The organism is Cohnella massiliensis, assembly GCF_900169535.1.
Taxonomy (GTDB): Bacteria; Bacillota; Bacilli; order Paenibacillales; family Paenibacillaceae; genus Cohnella; species Cohnella algarum.
In genome coordinates this window covers 832032-847465 of the sequence record NZ_LT821259.1, presented here as the reverse complement: position 1 = coordinate 847465, position 15434 = coordinate 832032, and the positions used below count along the sequence as shown (strand labels likewise).

Below are 15434 nucleotides of genomic sequence, written 5' to 3'. Positions count from 1 at the left end.
TCCCTCAATGCTTTCGGCCGGGGATAACGCCGGTTTCGCCGTATACCCGGGCGATTTCGTCGATCTCCCGCTTCAGTTCGCTGACGAGTTCGCTCTCCGGCACTTTGCGGACCATTTCGCCGTAGCGGAACAGCATGCCTTCGCCGCGGGCTCCCGCGATGCCGATATCGGCTTCGCGCGCTTCGCCCGGCCCGTTGACCGCGCAGCCGAGCACCGAAACCTTGATCGGAACTTTCAGCTTGGACAAATACTCCTCGACCTCGTTCGCCACCGAAAACAAATCGATATCGAGGCGGCCGCAGGTCGGGCACGAAACGAGCGTCGGCGCGTCGGTAATGAGGCCGAACGTTTTAAGCAGTTCGCGGGCGACTTTGATCTCTTCCACCGGGTCGGCGCTCAGGCTGATGCGCATCGTGTTGCCGATTCCCGCGTTCAGCAGAACGCCGAGGCCGGCCGAGCTTTTGACCGTGCCGGAAAACAGCGTCCCCGCTTCCGTAATCCCCAGGTGAAGCGGATATTTGATCACTTCCGCCGCTTTCATGTAGGCGGAGATGGCCATCGGAACGTCCGACGCTTTCAAGGAAACGATAATGTCGTGAAAATCGAGTTCTTCCAAAATGCCGATATGAAAAAGGGCGCTCTCCACCATCGCTTCCGCCGTCGGGTAGCCGTACTTTTCGAGGAGGTGATTTTCCAGCGAACCGGCGTTCACGCCGATCCGGATCGGAATGCCCCGCTCTTTGCAGGCTTTGACTACGGCCTCGACCTTCTCGCGGCGTCCGATATTGCCCGGATTGATCCGGACCTTGTCGATGCCGTTCTCGATGGCCGCCAGCGCCAAACGGTAATCGAAATGAATATCCGCGACGAGCGGAATGGAGATTTCCCGTTTGATCGCTTTGATCGCTTCGGCGGCTTCCTTGTTGTTGACGGTTACGCGCACCAATTGACAGCCGGCTTCCTCCAGCCGCTTGATTTCCGCTACGGTCGCCTTGACGTCCGCCGTCTTCGTCGTGCACATGCTTTGCAGAAGAACTTGATTGTTTCCGCCGATCGTCAGGTTCCCCACGCGAACGGGCACCGTCTCGGTTCGTAAGAACATATTCTCCAATCTCCCCGTATACGCCGAATCCACCCTCCGCCCGCGCCGTGGCGTAGGTAAAGGGTGGATACGGCAAACTTAAAGCCGTAAGCGGACTGTGCTCGCTTCTGAGACAACCTTACGCGCTTTCTTCTTTTTTCTTGCCTTTCTTGAGCGTCAGCTCGGGAGCGATTTTTTCCTGGACGACCTTTTCGGTAATGACGCAGCTCGTCACGTCGTCGCGGGACGGCACTTCGTACATCACCTCAAGCATAATGCTCTCGATAATGGCGCGAAGTCCCCGAGCTCCCGTGTTGCGCTTGATCGCTTCCTTCGCGATTTCCTCGAGCGCCCCGGTTTCGAATTCGAGCTTGACGTTATCCATTTCCAGCAGCTTTTGATATTGTTTGACCAAAGCGTTTTTCGGTTCGGACAAAATGCGCACGAGCGCGGCTTCGTCCAGCGGCTCCAGCGAAGAAATGACCGGCAGGCGGCCGACGAATTCCGGAATCAGGCCGAATTTCAGCAAATCCTCCGGCTGCACAAGCGACAAATATTCGCCCGGCTTCAGCTCGCGCTGTCCGTCGGATCCGGCGTTGAAGCCGATGACCTTCTTGCCGATGCGGCGCTTGATGATCGATTCCAGACCGTCGAATGCCCCGCCGCAAAGGAACAGGATGTTCGTCGTGTCGATCTGGATGAATTCCTGATGCGGGTGCTTGCGTCCGCCTTGAGGAGGAACGGAAGCGACCGTGCCCTCCAAAATTTTCAGCAGCGCCTGCTGCACGCCTTCGCCGGAAACGTCGCGGGTGATGGACGGGTTTTCCGACTTGCGCGCCACCTTGTCGATTTCGTCGATGTAGATGATGCCGCGCTCGGCCTTTTCCACGTCGTAGTCCGCTGCCTGAATGAGCTTGAGCAAAATATTTTCGACGTCTTCGCCCACGTACCCGGCTTCCGTCAAGGAAGTCGCGTCGGCAATCGCAAACGGAACGTTGAGAATTTTCGCCATCGTCTGGGCGAGCAGCGTCTTGCCGGAACCGGTCGGACCGACAAGCATGATGTTGCTCTTGGACAGCTCGACGTCTTCGATCTTGCTGTGGGAGTTGATCCGCTTGTAGTGATTGTACACGGCAACGGACAACGATTTTTTCGCTTGTTCCTGGCCGATGATATATTGATCCAGAATCGCGCAGATTTCTTTCGGCTTCGGAATGTCCTTCAGATCGAGCTCTTCCTCGTGGCCGAGCTCCTCCTCGACGATTTCCGTGCACAATTCGATGCATTCGTCACATATATAGACGCCGGGACCGGCGACCAATTTGCGTACCTGCTCTTGGGACTTGCCGCAGAACGAACATTTCAGCTGGCCTTTCTCATCGTTGTACTTAAACATGGTTACCCTCCTTTATCCGCTGACGGGAGCGGAAATGACCTTGTCGACCAATCCGTACGCAAGCGCTTCTTCGGCGCTCATAAAGTTGTCCCTGTCCGTATCCTTCTCGATTTTCTCGTACGGTTGACCGGTACGGTCGACGTAGATACGATTCAGTTTCTCCTTTGTCTTGATAATCCAATCCGCGTGGATTTTGATGTCCGACGCCTGGCCTCTTACGCCGCCGAGCGGCTGGTGAATCATGATTTCGCTGTTCGGCAGGGCGAAGCGCTTGCCTTTGGCTCCGGCCGTGAGCAGGAGGGAGCCCATGCTCGCGGCCATGCCGACGCAGATCGTGCTGACATCCGGTTTGATATACTGCATCGTATCATATATACCCATCCCGGCCGTTACCGATCCGCCGGGCGAATTAATGTAAAGACTGATATCCTTCTCCGGATCCTCCGCCGCCAAAAACAGCATTTGGGCGATGATGAGGTTGGCGACATCGTCATCAATCGCGCTGCCCAGAAAAATAATTCTGTCCTTCAGCAGCCGGGAATAGATGTCGTACGAGCGTTCCCCCCGATTGGTTTGTTCGATGACCATTGGCACCAGGTTCATGATATCCAACCTCTTTTCTTTAGTGGACTTCGAGCATCGGTAATATTCTAACACGTTACCATTCGAATGTCATGTTGGCGGGTTTGCCGCGGCCGCAAAGGCCTCGCGCCTTTATTATGTATTATATGCAAGGTGAAAAACAAGGCACGCGTCGAGCACGTGCCTTGTCGGGTATGCGGGTAAACCGTTTCTTAAGCTGTTTTGCTGTTCTCTACGACGAACTTAACCGCTTTGCGCACTTTCAAATCGCTTTGCAGCGTTTCGATGTAGCCGTTGGAGGTAAAGATCGCCCGAAGCTCGTCCGCGGGGCGGTTGTACATCTTCGACAGGTTTTCCAGTTCTTCGTTCAGCTCTTCGTCGGACACTTCGAGATTTTCGGCTTCCGCTACCGCTTCGAGCACCAGGTTGTTGCGAACCCGCTTTTGGGCATCGGCTTTCATCTGGGCTTTGAGCGCCTCTTCGTCCTGTCCGCTGAACTGGTAGTACAGGTCGAGATTCATGCCTTGCATTTTCAGGCGGTTTTCGAAATCCTTCAGCATGTTTTCGACTTCGTTGTCGATCATGACTTCCGGGATATCGATTTCCGCGGCTTCGGAAGCTTTGGAGATGACTTCGTTTTCCTTCTCCGCTTCGGCGTCTTTGGCTTTGCGTTCTTTCAGCTTGCTCGCCAAATCGGCTTTGTATTCGTCCAGCGTTTCGAATTCGCTAACGTCCTTGGCGAATTCGTCATCCAGCGCCGGCAGGTTTTTGCGCTTGATTTCGTGCAGCTTCACCTTGAAGACGACCGCTTTGCCGGCCAGATTCTCCGCGTGGTATTCTTCCGGGAACGTGACGTTTACGTCTTTCTCTTCGGCGATGTTCAGGCCGACCACTTGCTCTTCGAAGCCGGGGATGAACGTTCCCGAGCCGAGCTCGAGCGAATGGCGCTCGCCTTTGCCGCCTTCGAACGGCTCGCCGTCCATGAAGCCTTCGAAATCGATAACGGCGATATCGCCTTGCTGGGCGGGACCTTCGTCCACGACGACCAGCTCGGCATGGCGCTGCTGCAGGCGCTCCAGTTCCTGCGCGATTTCTTCGTCCGACACTTCAAAGTCGGGAGCGGAAACTTCGATGCCCTTGTACTCGCCGAGCTTCACTTCCGGCTTGACGGTCACTTTCGCTTTGAACTTGAACGGCTGGCCTTTCGCGAATTGCTCGACGTCGACATCCGGACGATCTACCGGGTAAATGCCGGTTTGTTCGACCGCTTCGCTGTAAGCGCTCGGCAGCAAGATGTCGATCGCATCCTGATACAGGCTTTCGACGCCGAAACGGGCTTCGAAAATCGTGCGCGGCACTTTGCCTTTGCGGAAGCCCGGAACGTTGATTTTGCTGACGACTTTCTTGAACGCCTTGTTAAGGGCCTCGGCTACCTGTTCCGCTTCGACTTCTACCTCAAGGACGCCTACGTTCTTCTCTATTTTTTCCCAGTTTGTTTTCAACATTTCTGCTTTCCCCTCCGAAGGTACTTGCCGCTCCAATGCGACCGATTTACATAAACCATTCTATTATATACAACTATTTGAAGCATATCAAGACCGGCTTGACTTCTACCATTGTCCGCAACCCGCGCGAGCGCCGATCGCGGCGAAGCCGCCCCCGTCTCGACCCCTACGAAACGGGGCCGGGTTCGCCCGCGAACTGCCGCATCCAGCGAAGCGACTGCTCGTATTGAAAGCGGAGCTCGTCCGTAATTCCGTACTGTTCCCGGATATCCTCGTCGTTCTGCCGTCCGTGAAGCTTCTCGATCAAAAACTGGTGCAAAGCCGCCGCCCACAGATCGCACGAAGTATCGTCATCGCTTGCCATACGGGCGTATGCGGACGTTCCGTAGGCAACCTGCACGCATTCCTTCCACATCTCCTCGGCAAAGTAGGAAAGCGTCGGGTCGGAAACTTCCGCGGCCATCCGGACCCGCTCGAGCACCCGCTGAACGGAGGCCGGAAATTCCTCGTAGGACAGCGGCGTCGTTTCGACCTCGACGGTCAGCCATTCGCCGTCCCTTCCGATCCGCACCGGCCCCGTCAAGCCCGATTTGCGCAACAGCTGCAGCGCTTTGAACTGGACGGACGGGTAACGTTCGTCCGATTCCAGAAAACGCAGCAGGCTCGGCTCGACGTCCGGGTGGTCCAAATGCGACAATTGGCCGAGCATCAGCATCTGCTGCTCCGGATCGTCCGTTTCGATCAGCGTTCGCAGCAGCCGCGGAACGTAATCCGCATCCGCTTCCGCCCGCTCGTTCAGTCGGCGGCGCAAGTCGTCCTCGGCCTCCTCGAAACCGTCCAGGCCGTCCGGCAGCCGTCCTTCCCCCGCTTCGGGAAAAGCCGCCTCGAGCCAGCCGAGCAGCGCCTGCCATTCGACGTGGTGCTTCTCCGCTTCTCCGCCGCACTGCAGAAGAAATTCGAGCAGCGCCTTGGCATCGCCGTACCGTTCCGTTTCCAGCATGCGGGTCAATTGGATTTGATAATAATCCAACGTCTTGGGGAATAAGACCAGGTTGTCTTTGTGGGAGTCGGTCACGAAGCGCCCCTTCCTGCCGGCCGCCCGGCGTTCTACCGATTCACCCGCATTATAACACGAACGCCCACCAAAATGGAAAATCCGCTCATGCCTTGCCGGGTTGGTCGATTTTTGTCCATGAAAAAGAAAAAACCTTGCAAGCAAGGCTTCACAGGTGCAATATTGGAGCGGGTGAAGGGAATCGAACCCTCGCCTCAAGCTTGGGAAGCTGGCGTTCTACCATTGAACTACACCCGCAAATCGGACTGCAAAGAAAATAATAGCACAGCCTGGAGCGAGAACGCAATATCGTTCGTTCCGACGCCATTCTTTTTTTCTACTATTTAAATAGTATTAGTCCTTTTGCATTACGAGCCATACGGACTCATGGCGCGGGCGTTCCGGCGAAAGCGGATTAACAAAAAAGGAAAGGAGCTCTCCCGCCGGCGAACGATCAGCCGGCAGGCCAAGCTCCTTGTCGTTAGGTACGGATTAGAAACGGCTGCCGCCAGCAAGCTGCTGTTCAGCCATTTCCACCAGGCGGCGGGTGATGTTGCCCCCGATGCGACCGGTGTCCTTCGTCAGCATGTTGCCGTAGTATCCGTCTTGCGGAATTTGGATGCCGAGTTGTTGGGCGATTTCGAATTTCATTTGGTCCAGTGCCGCCCGCGCTTGTTGAATCACGAGTTGATTCGAATTGCGGTTGTTATCAGCCATGATTATCACCTCCATGTTGTACAGGTTATTATGCTGCATCTTAATTCCTGCTATGCAAACTTTTTGCGAACTTTTCGATTTTTCGCCGGCCCGGGTTCGCGCGGTTTCAACCGGCCGGCGGCTTCGCGAGGTTGAACTGGCTCGCGAACATGCCGGCGTAGATGCCGTCCTCCTTGCGGACAAGATCGTCATGTGAGCCCTGCTCGACGATCCGGCCGTTGTCGACGACCAGGATCCGGTCCGCGTCGCGAATCGTGCTGAGCCGGTGGGCGATGATAAACGCCGTCCGCCCTTTCATCATTTCCAGCAGCGCGTTCTGAATATGCAGTTCGGTTCGGGTGTCGATGCTGCTGGTCGCTTCGTCCAAAATCAAAATCGAAGGCTCGGCCAGCATCACCCTCGCGATCGCGAGCAGCTGCCGCTCGCCCTGGCTCAAATTGCTGCCGTTTTCGGAGAGCTCCGTATCGTAACCGAGCGGCAGGCGGCGGATGAACCCGTCCGCATTCGCCGCCGCGGCGGCTCTTTTCATTTCGTCGTCCGACGCCTCGGGCTTCCCGTACTTGATATTGTCGCGAATCGTTCCCGAAAACAGGTACGTATCCTGGAGAACGATGCCGAACGTTCGCCGCAAGCTGTCCCGGGTATAGTCGCGAATATCGCGCCCGTCGATTTGAATGCGTCCTTCCGTCGCTTCGTAAAACCTTGTCAGCAATTGAACGATCGTCGTTTTCCCCGCTCCCGTGGGCCCGACCAGGGCGACGCTCGTGCCCGCCGGAACCTCGAACGAAATTTCGCCGAGAATCCGGGCTTCCGGACGGTAACCGAACGAGACGTTTTCAAAAACGACGCGTCCTTCCGCCTCCTCCAATTGTCGGGCGCCTTCCTTGTCTTCCGGCTCCTCCCGCTCGTCCATGACCTCAAGCACCCGCTCCGCTCCGGCAATGCCGGCTTGCAGCGTGTTGTAGACGCTCGCGATTTCGTTCAGCGGACGGACGAATTGCCGGGAATAGCTCAAAAAGCTGGCGATGACCCCGACCGACACGTCGCCCCCGACCGCAAGAGCGCCCCCGACGATCGCGACCGCCGCAAACCCGATATTGTTGATAACGCCGAGCAGCGGCATCAGAAAGCCCGACCAGATTTGCGCCTTGATGCCGGTTTCGGCCAATTTCGCGTTCGCCTGATCGAACCGGCGAACGGCGTCTTCCTCCCGGTTGAACGCCTTGACCGCCAGCATCCCGGAGACGGTCTCCTCGATATGCCCGTTCAAGGCGCCAAGCTGCGCCTGCTGTTCTTTAAACAGGATCTTCGTCCGTTTGGCGATCGTCCCGGCAAGCAAAAAAACGAGCGGCACGGTAACGAGCGTCGCGAGCGTCAGGAGCGGGCTGAGCGCCAGCATCATGACGAGAGACCCGGCGATCGCGAAGACGCCGGACATGAGCTGCGCGGTCGTTTGGGAAACGGTCGTGCTCACGTTGTCGATGTCGTTGGACAGCCGGCTCATCACTTCGCCGTGGCTGCGGGTATCGAAAAAGGCGAGCGGCAGCTTGTGCATTTTGGCAAAGAGAGCGCCCCGCAGCCGTTCCACGACCCGCTGGGAAACGCCGGACATCAGCCAGCCCTGAAGAAAAGAGAATCCGGCATCCGCCACGTAGGAAACGATCAACGCGATCAGCGCCAGATCCAGCAGCCGGAAATCGACGCCTCCCTCTTTCGCGATCGCGTCTACGGCAACGCCGACGAGGTACGGCCCGAGCAGCCCCAGCGCCGAGCCGGACAGCACGAACGCCAGCACGGCCGCCAGCCGTTTCCGCTCGCCGGAGAAATAGCTCCATAGCCGGCCGACCGTCGCTTTGAAGTTTTTCGGTTTTTGCACGGGGCCTCCCCGCAACCCGCCGTGGCCCCTGGGACCGCCAGGGACGGCCGCGTTCGCGGCGGGCGGCTCTCTCCTCCCCGATTCATTCGCCGGAGGCATGGGCGTCCATCTCCTTGTCGATCTGGGAGCGGTAAATTTCCCGATAGATCCGATTTTGCGCAAGCAGTCCGGCGTGCGTGCCGATGCCGGCGATTTCCCCGTTTTCCAAGACGACGATCCGGTCCGCGTCCATGACGGAGGCGATTCGCTGGGCGATGACGAAACAGGCGATGCTCTTCGAGTACGCCCGCAAAGCCTCCTTCAGCCGCTCTTCCGTCGCCGCGTCGAGCGCGCTCGTGCAATCGTCCAATATTAAAATATCCGGCTTGCGGACGAGCGCCCTCGCGATCGAGATCCGCTGCTTCTGGCCGCCCGACAGGTTGACGCCGCCTTGGCCGAGACGGGTCCGGTAGCCGTCGGGGGTTCCGACGATGAAATCGTGCGCTTGCGCGATCCGCGCCGCCGCTTCGACTTCTTCCATGGACGCCTTGTCGTTGCCGAACCGGATATTGTCCAGAATCGTCCCCGAAAAAAGGACGGTCCGCTGCGGCACGATGGCCACCTTTTCCCGAATCAGCCCGGGATCGAGCTCCTTGACGTCGACGCCGCCCAGCCTTACTGCCCCTTCCGCCGAATCGTAAAAACGCGGAATCAAATGAACGAGCGTCGTCTTGCCGGCGCCGGTGGAACCGATGATGCCCACGGTTTCGCCGGGCGAGCACGCAAGCGATACGTTTTTCAGAACGGGCTCGCCGTCATTTTCGCCATAATGAAAGCTGACGCCGTCGAATTCGACCTTCCCCATTCCGTCCTTCGGCCGCTTGCCTTCCCGCCATTTCATCGGGTTGGACTCGGCCAGCACTTCGCCAATGCGGGACGCGGAAGCTTTCGCGCGCACGAACATCGCGAACACCATCGAAATCATCATCAGCGAAAACAAAATTTGCGTCATGTAGTTGACGAAAGCGACGATATGTCCGACTTGCATGCCGCCTTCGCCCACGCCGACTCCCCCGAGCCAAATGACCGCCACGATGCCGAAGTTGACCGTCAGCGCGATAAGCGGATTGAATACCGCCATCGTTCGCAGAGCCGTTTCCGATTTCCGGCGATAGTCGGCGTTGACGCCGCCGAACTTCTCCGATTCGTAGCCGAAGCGGTTGAACGCCTTCACGACCCGGACGCCGGCCAAATATTCCCGCATCATGCCGTTCAGACGGTCCAGAGCTCCTTGAACCTTCGCGAACAGGGGAAAGCCGACTTTTAAATTCACCGCGATCAAAAGGCCGACGACAGGCACGACGACCGCGAACACCCAGGACAGCGACGGGCTGAGCCGGACGGCCATGATCAGACTGCCGATTCCGAGAATCGGGGCTTTGGCGAAAATCCGCATCATGCCGTTGGCGAAATTTTGCACCTGCGTCACATCGTTCGTCAGCCTTGTCACGAGCGAAGCTTTGTCGAAGCGATCGAGGTTGGAAAATGAAAGCGTTTGAATTTTGCGAAACAAATCGCCGCGCAGCTCCGCCGAGAACCGCTGGGACACGTGGCTCGCCACGATGTTGCGTCCCGAAGCGAAAACGGCTCCCGCCGCCGTGACGAGAAGCATCCATCCGCCCAGCCGCAGAACGGCGCCCATGTCCCGGTTCGCGACGCCTTCGTCGATTACCCGGGAAATGAGGGCGGGCTGCAGCAGGTCGCACAGCGCCTCGCAAGAGACGAACAGAAGGGCGAGGCTGAACGGCTTGCCGTATTTGCGTATGTATTTTGCCAAAAAAACCATGCGATCGTCTCCTCACACGGAAAATGCGCGCCTAACGATCAGTATACATCCGCGGGCGGAAGCCGGACAATCCGCATCGGCCGCGCTTGGAAGTTTCTTCGTTATTCCGTCGCCCGGGGAGGCATGGCGCGCATCGCCGCTCAAAGCGGCCGCTCCCTGCTCGCGCGATAAGAACCGCATGCCCGCACGAAACGGCGGGCTATGTCCGGATTGGACGCGAAATGCAGATGCGTATATCCCGCGACCAGATGGGGCAGCCGATAGCCTTCGCGCTTCGTTCCGCGCATCCCCGTCGTTTCGTAGGCGTAGGGGAGCTCCCGCTCCGCCGGCGCCTCGTAGACGGAATAGTGGAACTCGTGACCTCGCGCCCGCTCGTTGGGCGCAAGCAGGAAATTCCCTTGCGAGCCGGCCGCCTCGCGGTAGCCGAGCGCCGCAAGCCGGGGCTGCATTCGAACCCGTCCGGGAACGACGCCGACCATCGGGTATCGTTCGCCTCTCGTATTTTCGATGCTTTCCGTCAGGAACATATAGCCCCCGCATTCCGCCAGCGTCGGAAGGCCGCCTTCGATCCGGGCGCGGACCGATTCCTTCGCCGCATGCCGCTCGGCCAGTTGCGCCGCGAATTCCTCCGGAAAGCCGCCTCCGATGTAAAGTCCGTCGGCCTCTTCCGGCACGCCCTCTCCCGCGAGCGGCGAAAAATAAACGAGCCTGGCTCCGAAGCGCTCCAGCAGCTCGAGATTTTCCGGGTAGTAAAAATGAAAAGCCGAATCCAAAGCGATCGCGAGCGCCGGCGCCGCTGATGCGGCGGCGGCACGGACGTCGGGCGGCGCGACTTGGGCGGACTCCGCGGCCGTCGGTTGAACGGAGGCGGCATAGCCTGCGGGCGGCGCGAACAAATCCGGCGCAACGTCCAGCTCGGGCGCGGTCGCGAGTTCGACGAGGCGATCCAGGTCGGCGTTTGCGGCGATCCGCCCGGACAAACGCTCGATCAACGGCTCCAGCTCGCCGCGCTCGATGGCCGGAACCAGCCCGAGATGCCGCTCCGGCATCTCGATTCCTTCCTCCCGCAGCATGTAGCCCAGCACCGGAATGCCGCACTCCTGCTCGACGGCTTCCTTGACGAGCCTGAAATGATGTTCGCTCCCGACCTTGTTCGCGAACACGCCGACGATCCGGCTTCCTTCCTCGCTCATCAGCTGGAAGCCTTTCACGATCGCCGCCGCGCTGCGCGCGACGCTTTGGCAGCCGACCACGAGCAGCACCGGCGCATTGAGCAGCCGGCTGATATGAGCGGCGCTGCCTTCGTTCGAGCGCGGGTCTTTGCCGTCGTACAATCCCATGACGCCTTCGATGATCGAAATGTCCGCGCCCGCGCGCCCGCGAACGTAAATTTCCTTCACCGCTTCCGGACCGCACATCCAGCTGTCCAGATTTCGGGATTTCCTGCCCGTCACGTATGTATGATAGGTCGGATCGATATAATCGGGCCCGCATTTAAAGCCTTGAACCGTAAGCCCGATGCGGCGCAGCGCCGCCATTAGCCCGATCGTGACGGTCGTCTTGCCGACGCTGCTGCCGGTTCCGGCCACGACCAATCGTTTTGCCGGCATCCCGCGGCCTCCTTTTTTATACCAATTGTCTCATGGCAATTGTGTCGTTTTTCCAACAGGGCTACATTGTACCATCGGGTTCTTTTGGTTGTCCATTTCCATTATAAGAGGGCCGAAGCTCATTTTGAGCACTTTTTTTGCAAAAGCCCTTGAGAAGATGAACGACAGTATGTTAAAATAATCAAGCTGTCCCAGTAGCTCAGTTGGATAGAGCACTCGCCTTCTAAGCGAGTTGTCGGGGGTTCGAATCCCTCCTGGGACGCCAGTTTTACTTAAATAACGCCGATAAAACGCAAAATCCCGAACCCCTCCGCATCGAGGGTTTCGGGATTTTTTTCGTCAGCGGCCCATTTTATCGGATCGCCGCGTTCACGAAGCTCGTCCCTCGATCGCAGGAACAGCCGCCAAAATCCGATTGACGCTAAGCGTCCGGAACGATTTCTTGCCCCAGTCCAAAACTCGGGCCTTCCCGTTGCGGATCGAATAAATCGTCACCAGCCGTTTCGTGGTCGTTCCCTTGCTGTCTTCGTATATAATTTCGACTCGACGACCGATGTATTTGTCCATTACGCTTACCTCCATATAGAACGTTTGTTCTTATTATAAGAGAACAAACGTTCCTTTTCAAGAATAAAAAAACGCCCGCGCCCGAGGGAAAGATAGCCGACTATCGCGAAAACGGGAAGTTTCATGTAAAATGTGAGGACATGATTTCTCCGGCAAGGGAAATGGAGGGAGCGTTTTGGACAGCATTCTGAAAGGGCTTTCGGTTGCGACGGTTATTCTTGCCGTCATCGTCGGCGTCGTGCAGGCGGATCACTACGGCTGGGGGATCGGTTTCTTTTGGTGGGCGGGCGGCATGATGGGCGGAATTGTCCTTTTTGCCTTTGGCGTTGCCATCGAGCATTTGCAAAATATTTCTCACAACCTGCATGTGTTGGCCAGCCATCTGGCGCCTTCCAAGCCTCAACCTAGACTGGGCAACTCCAAAGCCGACATTTCCAAACTGAAGGATTTTAAAATTTGACGCGTTCCCGCCCGGCCCAGGCCAGGCGGGGATTTTTCTACAAATAAACGAACACCTTCTCCGCTCCGGGGTGCCACGACACGACGGCCCCGAGCAGCTCCGCGGCCGCCCGAACGCCGACGAAGGCCATTCCGTCCGCGATCCTAAACGCAGCAACCGCCTTTCCGTCGACATAAGGCTTTTTGGCCTCATGGTCCCAATGGACGGCCTTTCCCAGCGCTGCTCCGAGCTCGCGCAGCGGCAAATAGACATGACCGTCGATAACTCGGCCGTAGCCGGCGAGTTTATCGTTAACGACGACTTTGACGCCCTCCTCTTCCGGCTCCTCCCGCTCGTCCGGTCTCGGCTCCCGGGCGTAATAATCGGCCAAGTATTGCGCCGGCTCCACCACTCCCGCTTCCGTAGGCGTATAGCCGTAAGACGGGCCGGACGTTTTCCTGATTTCATAATGAAGATGAGCGCCGGTGCCGACGCCCGTATTGCCCTGATTCCCGATCCGCTGGCCTTGCTTGACCTGCTGTCCCGACGACCGCTGCCGACGAAAGATGAGCGTAGCAATGCAAATACCCGTATTTGTCGCGAATCGCCACCACGATGCCGTAATTTCCGAAACCGCTGCCGGGAACGCCCATCTGCGCATGCAGGACTTCGCCGGGAGTAAAGGCATGGATCGGCCCGTTTGCGGGCGCCACGACCAGATCGACGCCGCGATGGAACCTGGGAACGCCGTAAACCGGGTGCAGCCGCATCCCGAACGGGCTGGTCAGCGTAAAACGAGAATCGAACGGCCATTTTGACATTTCCGGTCCCTCCGCAACGGATAATAGACTGTATCCTATTGTGGCAACCGTACTACGTCATGCCTGCGCCGCGCTAGCTCCTTGTGGATTAATCGCCGCAATCGGCGGAGAACCGTTAAAGACAACGGCGTTCCGGCCGAACGCGTCAATCGCCCGCACGGGCAATACCGCAGGACGCCATGCCGCAACGCGACCGCTTGGGCATGCGCGGATTTGCGGATGCGGTAGGCATGCGTACTTGCCATGCAAGGCTGCCGACATATATTGACAAGGTGGCGGAAGTCACAAAAACGGTTCCGGTGGTGATATCGATGAGTTATGCTGGTGGAGCTGGGTACGGCGGCGGTGCTGCATTCGCTCTTGTTCTGTTTATCCTCCTTGTCATTATCCTGAAAGCCGGTTGGGGCGGCTACTAAAAATCAGGGCCTCATTCCTCCTTCAATCCGACTTGCTTAGCCGAGCATGGCAGGATGAATGACTTTCCGCTTTCCGCTTGACGGAAGCGGATTTTTTTATGCGGTTTGGCCCGCCCGCATCCTCATCCTCCAATGGAGAACGTTCAGACCTGTGGATTAGCGAATGACGGAACAAGAAAAACGCCTGTTGGCGTCCGGAATGGCAGCTCTCCCGGGGATCATGGACATAGGCGGCACTCAAGAACGTATGGCCGGTCAAGATGAGCAGCCGAAACTCGGGCGGCCCCCATGAAGGCCGAGCCGACTTCCCGAGGGGAGGGGGAGATATCGCAGGAAAAATGCTTCGCACGGCCCGAACGGCGCACCCATGCCCGAAACGCCGAAAAAAAGCCGGAACCGCGTATGCAGCGGCTCCGGCGTCTGCCCGGCTTTTCCTCAGGCTATCTCCCGATTCTTTCGTCTCTCGCCAGGCGATCCCCTTATCCCCGGGCTATTCCCCTTACTCGAACGGATATTTCAAGCCCCACTGCGCGCGAATGCGGTCGAGCGTCCGCATGATCGCCAGCGTCTCGTCGAGCGGCATCGCGGCGCTTTCCGTCCGCCCTTCGCGCAGGCAGGCCATCGCCTCCCGGGCCTCGAACGCGTAGCCGATCGACGTCCGGTCGTCGGCAAACGCGACCGGTTCCTCCCCGTTGACGTGCAAGGTTGCGGAACGGGTGTTCAGAAACAGCGACGGAATATGGATATGGCCTTTCGTTCCGGATATGTACGCTTCGTTCGGCAGCGCCAACTGCACGGCCCCGCCGAGCGACGCGCTTCGGCCGCCCTCGTATTCGAACAGCAAGGCGAACCGTTCGTCCACGCCCGTCTCGCCGATATGAACGGAGCTGGCGATTTTGTCCGGCTGGGCGCCGAAGACGAACGACGCGAACGAAATCGGATAAATGCCCGCGTCGAGCAGCGCTCCCCCGCCAAGCGCGGGATCGAGCAGGCGATGTCCGGGGTTCCAGCCGAAATCGAACCCGAAATCCGCGCGCAGCGCCCGGACCTCGCCGATCCTCCCTTCGTCCAGCCATTCCCTTACTTTGCGGATCGCCGGCAAATACCGCGTCCACATCGCCTCCATCAAAAACACCTTATGCTCCTTCGCACAGGCGATGATTTCTTCGGCTTCCGCCGCGTTCATCGTGAACGGTTTTTCGCAGAGGACGGCCTTGCCGGCGCGAAGGAACGCAAGCGCGTTCTCCTTATGGGCGGGATGGAGCGTTCCGACATAAACGATTTCCACCTCGGGATCGTTCGCAAGCTCCTCGTAGCTCCCATACGCGCGCGCGGCCCCGAATTCGCTGGCGAACTTTTGCGCCCTTTCCGCAGACCTGGAACCGACGGCGACCAGCTTTGCATCGCTCAGCCCGGCCAAGTCCTTGGCGAAGGAAGAAGAAATGCCCCCGGGTCCGGCGATTCCCCATTTAATCGTGCGCTCTGACATCGAACATCATCCTTTACATTAGAATGAGTCATTCTTCGAAAAACCTGACTTTCCCG

The 15434-nt window shown here is 58.2% G+C and carries 14 protein-coding genes, 2 tRNA genes and 1 pseudogene; 3 read left to right on the top strand and 14 right to left on the bottom strand.

The annotated features are described in order from the left end of the window. Window positions 1-4: 4 nt before the first annotated feature. The 10 genes from ispG to B7E11_RS17625 all read right to left on the bottom strand — a co-directional run bounded on the left by ispG (window position 5) and on the right by B7E11_RS17625 (window position 11646). Complete coding sequence (ispG, locus tag B7E11_RS17670; protein ID WP_080836965.1) at window positions 5-1102, bottom strand: flavodoxin-dependent (E)-4-hydroxy-3-methylbut-2-enyl-diphosphate synthase; 1098 nt, start codon at window positions 1100-1102, stop codon at window positions 5-7. 118 nt (window positions 1103-1220) lie between these two features. Then, entirely contained in the window at window positions 1221-2477 is a 1257-nt protein-coding gene (clpX, locus tag B7E11_RS17665) for an ATP-dependent protease ATP-binding subunit ClpX (protein ID WP_080836963.1), read from the bottom strand. A gap of 12 nt (window positions 2478-2489) precedes the next feature. Further along, a complete protein-coding gene (gene clpP / locus B7E11_RS17660) occupies window positions 2490-3080 on the bottom strand; it encodes an ATP-dependent Clp endopeptidase proteolytic subunit ClpP (protein WP_080836960.1) in 591 nt (196 codons plus the stop codon). A gap of 191 nt (window positions 3081-3271) precedes the next feature. Further along, window positions 3272-4561, bottom strand: a complete 1290-nt coding sequence (gene tig / locus B7E11_RS17655; RefSeq protein WP_080840874.1) for a trigger factor — start codon at window positions 4559-4561, stop codon at window positions 3272-3274. 169 nt (window positions 4562-4730) lie between these two features. Beyond that, window positions 4731-5639 (bottom strand): hypothetical protein, encoded by a 909-nt coding sequence (locus B7E11_RS17650; RefSeq protein WP_080836958.1) that lies wholly within the window; start codon window positions 5637-5639, stop codon window positions 4731-4733. Between the two features lie 163 nt (window positions 5640-5802). Then, window positions 5803-5876, bottom strand: a tRNA-Gly gene (locus tag B7E11_RS17645). A 234-nt stretch (window positions 5877-6110) separates the two neighbouring features. Next, window positions 6111-6335: an alpha/beta-type small acid-soluble spore protein gene (locus tag B7E11_RS17640; protein WP_080836956.1), complete on the bottom strand. Its 225-nt coding sequence runs from the start codon at window positions 6333-6335 to the stop codon at window positions 6111-6113. 106 nt (window positions 6336-6441) lie between these two features. Then, window positions 6442-8310, bottom strand: coding sequence for an ABC transporter ATP-binding protein (locus B7E11_RS17635; RefSeq protein WP_080836954.1), 1869 nt, complete (start codon window positions 8308-8310; stop codon window positions 6442-6444). Continuing rightward, complete coding sequence (locus B7E11_RS17630) at window positions 8294-10036, bottom strand: ABC transporter ATP-binding protein (protein ID WP_080836953.1); 1743 nt, start codon at window positions 10034-10036, stop codon at window positions 8294-8296. The genes B7E11_RS17635 and B7E11_RS17630 overlap by 17 nt, the downstream gene beginning before the upstream one ends. 140 nt (window positions 10037-10176) lie before the next feature. Then, complete coding sequence (locus B7E11_RS17625; protein WP_080836951.1) at window positions 10177-11646, bottom strand: cobyrinic acid a,c-diamide synthase CobB; 1470 nt, start codon at window positions 11644-11646, stop codon at window positions 10177-10179. 188 nt (window positions 11647-11834) lie between these two features. On the opposite strand from B7E11_RS17625, the gene B7E11_RS17615 reads away from it, so the two are divergent. Then, a tRNA-Arg gene (locus tag B7E11_RS17615) sits at window positions 11835-11911 on the top strand. A gap of 104 nt (window positions 11912-12015) precedes the next feature. Here B7E11_RS17615 and B7E11_RS17610 read toward each other — a convergent pair. Beyond that, window positions 12016-12213, bottom strand: coding sequence for a hypothetical protein (locus B7E11_RS17610; RefSeq protein ID WP_080836948.1), 198 nt, complete (start codon window positions 12211-12213; stop codon window positions 12016-12018). A 175-nt stretch (window positions 12214-12388) separates the two neighbouring features. Between B7E11_RS17610 and B7E11_RS17605 the strand changes: the two genes are divergently transcribed. Beyond that, the gene (locus B7E11_RS17605) at window positions 12389-12673 is read left to right on the top strand and encodes a hypothetical protein (RefSeq protein ID WP_080836946.1); all 285 of its coding nucleotides are present in this window, start codon (window positions 12389-12391) and stop codon (window positions 12671-12673) included. 37 nt (window positions 12674-12710) lie between these two features. Here the strand turns inward: B7E11_RS17605 and B7E11_RS30335 are convergent, their stop codons facing one another. Both B7E11_RS30335 and B7E11_RS30330 read right to left on the bottom strand, forming a co-directional pair. Beyond that, window positions 12711-13061 carry a copper amine oxidase N-terminal domain-containing protein gene (locus B7E11_RS30335; protein WP_139787237.1) on the bottom strand — a complete coding sequence of 117 codons (351 nt, stop codon included), beginning with the start codon at window positions 13059-13061 and terminating at the stop codon, window positions 12711-12713. A 99-nt stretch (window positions 13062-13160) separates the two neighbouring features. After that, window positions 13161-13422: pseudogene (locus tag B7E11_RS30330) on the bottom strand (M23 family metallopeptidase); the annotation flags it as partial. 362 nt (window positions 13423-13784) lie between these two features. Between B7E11_RS30330 and B7E11_RS29060 the strand changes: the two are divergent. Continuing rightward, window positions 13785-13889, top strand: a complete 105-nt coding sequence (locus B7E11_RS29060; protein ID WP_139787353.1) for a sporulation protein YjcZ — start codon at window positions 13785-13787, stop codon at window positions 13887-13889. A 499-nt stretch (window positions 13890-14388) separates the two neighbouring features. On the opposite strand, the gene B7E11_RS17585 is transcribed toward B7E11_RS29060, so the two are convergent. Then, entirely contained in the window at window positions 14389-15378 is a 990-nt protein-coding gene (locus B7E11_RS17585) for a Gfo/Idh/MocA family protein (RefSeq protein WP_080836939.1), read from the bottom strand. Window positions 15379-15434: the final 56 nt, after the last annotated feature.